Source organism: Nitrospirota bacterium, assembly GCA_016212215.1.
In the GTDB taxonomy this organism is placed as follows: domain Bacteria; phylum Nitrospirota; class 9FT-COMBO-42-15; order HDB-SIOI813; family HDB-SIOI813; genus JACRGV01.
This window is the reverse complement of the sequence record JACRGV010000156.1, coordinates 1-7,308: the sequence shown is the minus strand read 5'-3', so window position 1 is coordinate 7,308 and position 7,308 is coordinate 1. Positions and strand designations below refer to the sequence as shown.

The following is a 7,308-nucleotide window of genomic DNA, read 5'->3' as shown; positions in this document are numbered from 1 at the left end:
TTACGCCCTCTCTCGTTATTCCTTTCGCCTCATATCTTCTCTCTCCGTATTGGACAACAAAGCCGGTATCTGTTTTTTCATAATGTCTTGTTTCCTGTTTAATCAATCTATCCGATCTGATCGAAGCTCTCGAATTGGATTCTTTCAGTAACCGTTCAAAGATCACTGCCGCATCTTTACTGGATAGAAAGAATGAATTGATGTCTGTTTTGCTCTCTGATGATTCAGGAAGTCTTACAATGTATGAGACGATATTTTTTTCTTTTAACTGCTCTTTGATCCGCTCGGCGCCCTGCTCTCCGGCATCGTCTCTATCAAAGCAAATGTATATCTCCTTTGTCTGATGTCGTGCAAAGAGATTGAGATGGTCTTCCGTTAGCCCGTTAACTCCATAGCAGGGAATAACATCCTTGAACCCGGCGTTGTAGAGAGTCAGAGCGTCTATGATCGATTCGGTGAGGATAATTGATTTGCTTCTTTTTGCGGCCTGGTGGTTGAAGACGCCTTTCCTCGGCCCGGGAAGATACAAATGAGTTGGAGAGTTCATAGAGTTTATAGAGTTTAAAACCCTGGCAATTGTCTGTTGTCTGTCATCTGTGCTCTTTGTTCTGTCTTCGATCCTGCGGCCATACAAACCTACACAATCCTTGTTTTCATCAAATACGGGGAAGACCACACAGCCGTAAAACATCTCGTTGCCTTTGTCATTGAGTAGGCCGATCTCTTTTAGCAAATTATGTATATCCCCTTCGTCCGGTATGGTATTCAGCAACGTGCCGTTGCTGTAGCCGATCTGGAAGTCGGCAAAGATGCTGTTGTCAGTAATGCCTCTGGATTGAAGATACTGTAACGCCCTCTGATCTTCACAGAAGCTCTTATGATAGAAGGAGACGACACGGTTTAATAAACGAGTTTTAGAGTTTGTAGAGTTCATAGAGTTATGGAGTTCAGAAGTTTTAGTCTGTGTTCTTGGTTCGTTGCTCTGTCTTCTGTCTTTAGTCTGTCGTCTGTGATCTGTGCTCTGTGTTCTGAGCCTTTCATATGCTTCTCTGAATCCTATTCCTTCTTTCTTGGTAACGAACCCGATCACATCTCCGCCGGCGTTACAGCCGAAACAATGATACAGATTTGTCTTGGGATTTACGGTAAAGGATGGGGTCTTTTCCTCGTGGAAGGGACAGAGGCCGACGTAATTGCTGCCTTTCTTTCTGAGCTTTATTCCGTGGGACTCTACAACCGACACCAGGTCATGAGACCGCTTGACGGCTTCGATCTCTTTCTTGCTTATTTGCATGGGGTCTCCTCTCTTTATTTCTCTCGTTATCTCTTTTGGTCTTAAACAGTACGTCCCGGAGATGGTTTAAGCTTTCTCTCAACTGCAGGGGATCAACCGTTGCCCTGCCGCTCCTGTATGCCTCATCCAGCTCTGAAAGATTCTCTCCGACAATCAGGAATGAAACTATCTGCCTATGGTCTTCCGACAAGTGGACATCAGACAGCCTTCCGCCTTTGGACAGAAAGAACGCCCCCCGGAATATGTCCGTTGTCTCAACTGTGCTCTGCAACCTGCATCACCTCCCTTTCCTCTTTTTCCCCTCTATCAAGACCAACAGTAGGTGCTTTAAGCAGGGGCAGGGGTGTGTTGTCCCCGTCATCCTCAAACCGGATCGCCCTGATACTCAAAGCGCCGTGCCTGCACTCAACCAGCACCTTGCCCCCTATTTCAAACCCGCACTCCTTCAACCATTTGCCCCCAAGTAAGATCAAGGGATGTCCCGGGTTGTCCCCCGGTTTAACTGTGACCGTCAATATCCGGTGTTTCATTTCCGCTCCTTTCCCTGCCTTTTTCTAAAATCGTGTCAAGTGGTTTCTGTAAATGACAGCATACCCATTGATGTGTTATTATATTACTAATCAGTTGGTAATTTAGCAAGGGGTTTTTTAATGATGAAAGATTGGATGGAAAACGCCGGTTATAATTCCCCCATGGGAAGGAAGCTTACAAAGCCCCGGCATAAACGGGGGGCGCATCTTATGGCGCTCAGGATCAATGCGGGATTCAGCCAGGAAGAACTGTCCCAAAGGATCGGCGTCCCTCAACAAACAATTGCTTTTTGGGAGCAGACGGGAAAGCCGCCTCGTTCAGAAGCACTGCACCAGCTTGCCGATGCTTTAGGTGTGACAATAGAAGCCTTGCTCTCCGAAAACGGCGTTACTGTTGCGGTAAAGAAGAAAGGCGGGCCGGACGGGAAACTTAGAAGAATCTTCGAGGATGCCTCTCGCCTCCCACGCCGTCAGCAAGACAAGATCGCTGAGTTCGTTTCTGCTTTTATAAATCAATATAAACAAAGCGGGGCAAGGTAGAAAGGAGAATAAACTATGGATACAGCAGCGGCCACAACTATGATGAAGATGCTTGAATCTGTTCCGGACCAGCTTCAGGAAGAAATTGTTGAGCATATGCGCGATTACATCGAGGATATCCGGGATGAGGCTAAATGGAAAGATTCATTTTCCAGAACCCAGGATAAGCTTATCGCTGCCGCCCGTCATGCCCGACAGGAGATCGCTGAGGGAAAGGCAACTCCGATGGATGTTGACAAGCTATGAGATCAGCGACTCTGCCGTCTTTCTGGGAGCACTACGGCAAGCTTGCATCCGATATCAGGGCAAGGGCAAAGAAGGCGTACTGTCTTTGGTCGGAAGACCCTTTCCATCCATCGTTGCGTTTTAAGTGCATCAACAAGCCGGAGAATATCTGGTCGGCCAGGGTTACGCTTGGATACAGGGCCATAGGCATCATGGACAATGATACCGTGACGTGGTTCTGGATCGGCAGCCATGATGATTATGAACGGTTCTTCGGCTGATTCGTTTGTGGCGGGGCAGCGCAGGTCTTCATATCCTCAACTCTGCCTTATATCCTTAAAAAAACTGTTTTTGAAAATAACCAGCGCAGCAAAATAAAGCCCTGCAATAATAGAGAATAGAAAATACCTTGTTGAAATTCCACACCAGAACAGGGCTATCATGGTTGTAATGCTATAAAGGACTATCTTCCCTTTATTGTTCACCTTTGCCCTGCGGGCGAAAAGGAAATAAGTTAATATCGGATTAAAGATAAAGATTATACCAGCCCACAATATGATCTCAAAGTTATCCAACTTTTCCTTTCGCTTCCTTTTCCTTCTTTGCCTTCTCTTCTCTCTCCTTTTCCCTTCTGTCTCCTTCGTCCTCAATGCCGAATTGCTTCCTAAATGCCCTGCCGCCATAGTGCAATGAATAAAAATAGGCAATTCCGACAGCAACTGCAACTATACTGATAATCACCTTCGCTTTTAATGAAATTATAGGATCTAACCATGCAGGCAATAAAATAATCGGTGAGAATGCAAGCATTAGTTTCAATGCATTCCTACTTAAATAAAAATCAACCCCTTTCTTCCATAGTATAATGAATGTTGTAAGCGTGAGAATAATATAAATAGTTATACAAACAGTCATAGCTATTTTCAAAGTATCATTGTCAGTTAAATCCACTTTGAAGATGTAACCTGCTGAAACCCCGATTATAGCCGTAACAATAAGAGAGAATACAAAATATCTTTGAAGTATCTTATTATCAGTTAAATCCATAACATTATCTCCTAATTCACAGGCCCAGGATATCCAGCAGCAGGAGGCGATATAAAGCCTGCTCCACCACCAGCACCAGATGAACCAGAATTATCAAGAGAGGTGCCAGATAGAGCTGACCATGAACCACCTGATTGTCCCTGTGAAAGACCAAAGTAATTAAAAGACGGTACATATTCTGTTTCTGTTGACCCCGGCTTCTTAGGACTTTCTGGATGCGGTTGTCCTACTGTGGTCGAACCAACCCCGGTTGTGTAATTTTCTTGGGTTGTTGTTGTATTGTTTTGTAGTATTACGGCATTTGCTGGGTTTGGTCCTGGTGTTTCTTTGCATACCACATTAGGATCGATGGCATCTACTATATCTTTTGGTACACCGAAACCTTTAAATACACTGCCGAGAAAAAGACCGGTTTTTTCAGCCTTTATTCCTATAACCATGCTTGCACCATCAGCTAATGCAACACCACTTTCACACGCTGCTTTATAAGCTGATTCTTGGCCTCTTGCATACTGTACACCGTGATATGTAATAGTCCCAATGACAATTCCCCCTGATACAATTTTACCCCCAATTCCAATTGGTCCAGGAACCATCGCAGCAATACCAGCCCCATAGCCTATAATATTCAAAGCATTGGAACCCCATTCAGAAGCCCTGCTCTTAAGCCCAAACGGATCACGAAAGACAATCGGATTATTGACTACATATGAGTATCTGTTAAGCGCCTGAGGATTAGTGAGTTGTCTAAATTGTGTCATCTTGAAGTCTTTGAAATTATTCAAATCAATACGCAGCGGCACAACCGGGTCAGCGCTTATAAACCTTGCCAGCTTGGGATCATAATACCTTGCTTTCATGTAGATCAATTCCGTCTCCGCATCAAACTCATGTCCAGCAAATTTATACCTTACTTTCGTTGGACTTGAATCTGATAATATTTCTCCAAATGGATAATAGAGCAGCTCCTCTACTTTGTTTCCATTCTGGTCCGTTATCACTGTGCTGCTTTCAAGATGATCTGTATGGTAATAGTAAGTGTTAGAGCCTTTCACCTGTGCTATCCTCTTTGTTCCGGCGAAGATGTACTTCATGCACACGCCTCCCGTGCATTCATACATCTGCCCGATGTATTTCGTTACCTGTCCGGAAACAGTCTTGGTTACTCTGTTGCCGAGGGCGTCATAAACTGAATCAACATATGTTGAACCGTAATTTACCCTCAAAGGCCTGTTGTCATAATCGTAAGTCAGCGTCTTGCCTACCCTTGATGTCATATTACCGTTAGCGTCGTAGATATAACTCTCAACTGTTACCCCGTTTATTTTGATCCTCTTTACCGCATGAGGATGGTCGGAGTCATATTCATAATTTCCTTTCCTGCAATTATAAGTCATATTGCCGATTTTATCATACTGATACAGCAGGTAACCGCCGTACAACTGGCTGTTAACATCTATAAGCCTGTCCAGTTCGTCATATGTATACATCCGCGTCCTTGACGGAGTTATAGAGTCGGATATTATTCTTATATTTCCCACATTGTCGTAATTGTATGAGATATTGATAAGCCCTTGTGTTGTACTGTTTGTGGTCAGTGAAAACAAACGGTTGTTCTGGGGAAGGTATTGATACATTGAGTTCACTTTATCATTACCGTAATCAATTGACAGTGGATCGCCAACGGCTGTATAGCTGTTGTAATCTGCGTAAGTTGTCGTTCCTGATTTAATATCCTTGATATTTCCGTTTCCGTCATAAGTGTAGTCAACCTCTGTTGCAGGCGTATCGGGATAGATTATCTTCTTCACCCTTCCCAATGGATCATATTGTGTCTGCGTCGTATAGGTATCCGACCCTATCGATTTAATCGAACTTGTAATTTGTCCCATTGAATCATAGTTGGATTTTGTCGTTCCGGAGGAATCGCTTAAGGTCGTAAGCCTGCCTTTGGGATTGGTGTATAATGTTTCGTCATACGTATAAATAACATCCGTACCTGTCGGATAGTTCTTCAACGTAACCCTGTTCAATTCATCATACGTAAATGTTATTGTCTGGCTCTTTGCATCTGTCTGCGTCTTGAGATTTCCATTGGCATCGTAAGTATATGTCCAATAACCCATGTCCGGGTCGTCCATAGATATCTTTCTTGATAAGGAATCATACGTGATATCCGTCTGATTGCCGTTTGCGTCTACTACTGTTTTAAGATTATTCAGAACATCGTACCAGTAGGCTGTAGTTGCATAAAGGGTATAATTCGATGAAGAGTTCCCCATATATTCTTCAACTGTCACATTCCTGTTATATATATCCTTCACCTGTACTTTCATGTGGTTATTGGCGTCAATGTAGGTGATCCGGCCCCTGTCATAGGCTATTGAAGAGGATGCGTTGTCAGGGTTGTATGTGTAGGAAAGCCGGTCTACAGGATCATAAAAGTACAATATCTCATAAGCAGTATCTCCATCAAAATAAGGATAGGTTTTAGTGTCGACAAGTCCCTTCTCATTATATCCAGTATCTACAATAACTGTCTTTGTTGGGCTTGGGCCGCCCTGCTTCTCCGTCCTCGTCCTCTCAAGCCCGTCAAAATACGTCTCCTTAAAATGTATGAGTGTGCTTGTACTGTCTTTTGCCTCTTCCCTGATATGCTGACTGTAAGGGTCGCCGTAGTTTAGATACTTGTATTCGGTTATTCCGTAAGGCGCAGGTTTGGTAATTTTCTTAATCCTCCCGAATTCATCATAGTCATATGTCGTTGTGTTTAAGTTAGGGTCTGTTTCTGTTTTGACTCTGTCGACAAAAACAGGGTCATAAGTCTTTTGTATGACATGCCCCTTTGGATTGGTTATTACCGCAGGAAATGTTTTGGTCGGCGTGTCGTAAGTTATGACAGTTGGAGGGTTGTTATTCGGATCGGTAATAGTCCATACATTTCCATAGGCATCATAGGTATAAGTCGTTACCGGATTTGTTCCCCCGGTGTCAAGCCACGATGTTTTTGTCTTGAGATTTCCAGTAGTGGAATAATATGTAAAGATATCTCTGGCTTTTATATTTGAATTATTGTCATTGCAGTTTGTTATCAATACATTGCTTATGCATGTACGCTTCGGAAGGGATACGAGATAGCTGCCCACTTCACCGTCCTGATAATATTCCGTAAACTCAGTTTTTTCATCACCCTGGAGCGGGTCTTCAGCATAATATTTGCTTTCTATGTTGCCGTAGTCATCATAGGTGAACTGGTTAATTATATGCCGGGGCGCAACGCCGTTGTCTCCATCATAAATATAATCGTCTATTCTGCTCAGATAAGGATAATCAACGCCTGTATATGGAATTGTTGAATTATATGTATTCTCAATCCATGTATAGATATTGTCTGATGAGTCTTTGACAATCTGTGTTTCAATAAAACCTCTAAATACGTCATCCTGTTTGAACCATGTTTCCGTAGTTGTCCCGTTCGGAGCTATAGATTTTACATATTCAAAACCTCTGAATTCTTTTTGAGCTATACTGTAAAAACCACCTGAATAGTCAAAGGTTGTGATGGACGCGTTCTCTCTTCCGTCTTTTACCGTTACCTGTGAAACCGTCTGCTGGACAAACGGCAGATATGAATTGTTGTATTCGGACGAAGGGGTATAAACAATCTCCGTT

The 7,308-nt window shown here is 43.3% G+C and carries 9 protein-coding genes; 3 read left to right on the top strand and 6 right to left on the bottom strand.

What is annotated here, in order from left to right; all coding sequences use genetic code 11:
- The 3 genes from HZA08_14180 to HZA08_14170 all read right to left on the bottom strand — a co-directional run.
- The coding region (locus HZA08_14180; protein ID MBI5194566.1) for a toprim domain-containing protein at positions 1-1,294 on the bottom strand (1,294 nt) is incomplete at its 3' end.
- On the bottom strand, positions 1,248-1,565 hold the full coding sequence (locus tag HZA08_14175) for a hypothetical protein (protein ID MBI5194565.1): 318 nt from the start codon (positions 1,563-1,565) through the stop codon (positions 1,248-1,250). The genes HZA08_14180 and HZA08_14175, both read right to left, overlap by 47 nt.
- Positions 1,549-1,824 carry a type I addiction module toxin, SymE family gene (locus HZA08_14170; protein ID MBI5194564.1) on the bottom strand — a complete coding sequence of 92 codons (276 nt, stop codon included), beginning with the start codon at positions 1,822-1,824 and terminating at the stop codon, positions 1,549-1,551. The genes HZA08_14175 and HZA08_14170 overlap by 17 nt, the downstream gene beginning before the upstream one ends.
- A 162-nt stretch (positions 1,825-1,986) precedes the next feature.
- Between HZA08_14170 and HZA08_14165 the strand changes: the two genes are divergently transcribed.
- The 3 genes from HZA08_14165 to HZA08_14155 are packed head-to-tail and all read left to right on the top strand — an operon-like array spanning position 1,987 to position 2,870.
- Positions 1,987-2,364, top strand: a complete 378-nt coding sequence (locus HZA08_14165; protein MBI5194563.1) for a helix-turn-helix transcriptional regulator — start codon at positions 1,987-1,989, stop codon at positions 2,362-2,364.
- A 15-nt stretch (positions 2,365-2,379) separates the two neighbouring features.
- On the top strand, positions 2,380-2,610 hold the full coding sequence (locus tag HZA08_14160) for a hypothetical protein (protein MBI5194562.1): 231 nt from the start codon (positions 2,380-2,382) through the stop codon (positions 2,608-2,610).
- Positions 2,607-2,870, top strand: coding sequence for a hypothetical protein (locus HZA08_14155; GenBank protein MBI5194561.1), 264 nt, complete (start codon positions 2,607-2,609; stop codon positions 2,868-2,870). The genes HZA08_14160 and HZA08_14155 overlap by 4 nt, the downstream gene beginning before the upstream one ends.
- A gap of 36 nt (positions 2,871-2,906) precedes the next feature.
- Here HZA08_14155 and HZA08_14150 read toward each other — a convergent pair whose 3' ends face one another.
- The 3 genes from HZA08_14150 to HZA08_14140 form a co-directional block, all read right to left on the bottom strand.
- On the bottom strand, positions 2,907-3,164 hold the full coding sequence (locus HZA08_14150) for a hypothetical protein (GenBank protein ID MBI5194560.1): 258 nt from the start codon (positions 3,162-3,164) through the stop codon (positions 2,907-2,909).
- A complete protein-coding gene (locus HZA08_14145) occupies positions 3,157-3,636 on the bottom strand; it encodes a hypothetical protein (protein ID MBI5194559.1) in 480 nt (159 codons plus the stop codon). Before HZA08_14145 ends, HZA08_14150 begins: the two co-directional genes overlap by 8 nt.
- A gap of 11 nt (positions 3,637-3,647) precedes the next feature.
- Positions 3,648-7,308: hypothetical protein (locus tag HZA08_14140; GenBank protein ID MBI5194558.1), on the bottom strand; the 3,661-nt coding region annotated here is incomplete at its 5' end.